1 protein-coding gene is annotated in these 1,775 nt (G+C 65.2%); it reads right to left on the reverse strand.

The annotated features are described in order from the left end of the window. Nucleotides 1-1,718 (reverse strand): 1,4-alpha-glucan branching protein GlgB (gene glgB, locus ACCAA_RS01785; RefSeq protein WP_186405538.1); only part of this gene is annotated, 1,718 nt, incomplete at its 3' end. Between the last annotated feature and the right edge of the window lie 57 nt (nucleotides 1,719-1,775).

Below are 1,775 nucleotides of genomic sequence, written 5' to 3' on the forward strand. Positions count from 1 at the left end.
GCGATTTCGCCGCCCATGAAGAGCAGCTTCTTGCCCGGATGCGCCCACATGAAGCCGTACAGCGAGCGCAGGTTGGCGAACTTCTGCCAGTAGTCGCCGGCCATCTTGCTGATCAGCGAGCCCTTGCCGTGCACCACTTCGTCATGCGACAGCGGCAGGACGAAATTCTCGGTGAAGGCATACATCATCCCGAAGCTCAACTGATTGTGGTGATACTTGCGATGCACCGGGTCCTTGGTCATGTAGTCGAGAACGTCGTGCATCCAGCCCATGTTCCACTTGTAGTGGAAACCGAGGCCGCCCATCGACGGCGGCCGACTGACCATCGGCCAGGCGGTCGACTCCTCGGCATGAGTGTCGGCCGCCGGGTGTTCCTGGCCGAGAACCTCGTTCATCCGGCGCAGGAAGGCCACCGCTTCGAGATTCTCGCGGCCGCCGTACTGGTTCGGCAGCCATTGCCCGTCCTCGCGGCTGTAGTCGCGGTAGAGCATCGAGGCCACCGCATCGACGCGCAGGCCGTCGATGCCGTAACGCTCGATCCAGAACAGCGCATTGCCGATCAGGTAGTTGCTGACTTCGCGGCGGCCGAAGTTGTAGATCAGCGTTCCCCAGTCCTGGTGCATGCCCTCGCGGGGGTCGGCGTGCTCGTAGAGCGCTTGCCCGTCGAAGCGACCGAGACCGTGTTCGTCGGTCGGGAAATGTGCCGGCACCCAGTCCACCAGGACCCGCAGCCCGGCGGCGTGGCAGGCGGCGACAAAGTCGCGAAAGCCGGTCGGGTTGCCGTGCCGGGCGGTCGGCGAATAAAGCCCGAGCGGCTGATAGCCCCAGGAGCCGTCGAAGGGATGTTCGGAAATCGGCAGCAGTTCCATGTGCGTGAAGCCCAGGTTGACGACGTACGGGATCAGCGTTTCGCTGATCCGCTGCCAGTCGGGGAAGCCGCCGTCGTCGGCTCGCCGCCACGAGGCGAGATGCACTTCATAGATCGACATCGGCGCGCCGAGGAGGTCGCCGGCGGGCACCGACGAGGGGTCGACGGGCGGCGGCAGGGCGCAGACGATCGATGCGGTCGAGGGCCGCATTTCGGCTTCGAAGCCGTAGGGGTCGGCCTTGAGCGGCAGCCGGTGGCCGGCGTGCGAACGTATTTCGTATTTGTAGTGGGCGCCGGCGCTGACGCCCGGCAGGAAGATCTCCCACACCCCGCATTCGCGGCGCAGGCGCATCGGGTGGCGACGACCGTCCCAGATATTGAAGTCGCCGACGACGCTGACGCGTTGCGCATCGGGCGCCCAGACGGCGAAAGCGGTGCCGGCGACGCCATCGATCTCGCACAGGTGCGCGCCGAGTCGCTCGAAGGGCCGCAGGTGCGAGCCTTCAGCCAGCAGCCAGACGTCCATCTCGCCGAGCACGGTGGGAAAACGATAGGGGTCATCGGTCTCCTGGACGCCGGACTCCCAGGTGATCTGCAGGCGGTAGGGAAAAGCGGTGCGCCGGCGCGGGATGAGTCCTTCAAAGAAGCCTTCGACGCCGTCGACCGCGCGCGCTTCCAGTGCGACGACGGGCTTGGCGGTCTTGGCGTCGACGACGACGACCGAAAGAGCGCCCGGTTGCAGGCTGCGGACCCATAGTCCGCCGTCCGCGTCGATGTGCATTCCGAGGACCGCATACGGGTCGCCGTGTTCTGCCCGGCAAAGGGCTACGATTTCTGCAGTGTCAAGCATTTGAGACGTCCTTACTTTAGGTAGGTGCCCAGGTTCCAGGTGTCGTTGGCGTAGTCA

The sequence above is a fragment of the Candidatus Accumulibacter aalborgensis genome (assembly GCF_900089955.1).
Lineage (GTDB): Bacteria > Pseudomonadota > Gammaproteobacteria > Burkholderiales > Rhodocyclaceae > Accumulibacter > Accumulibacter aalborgensis.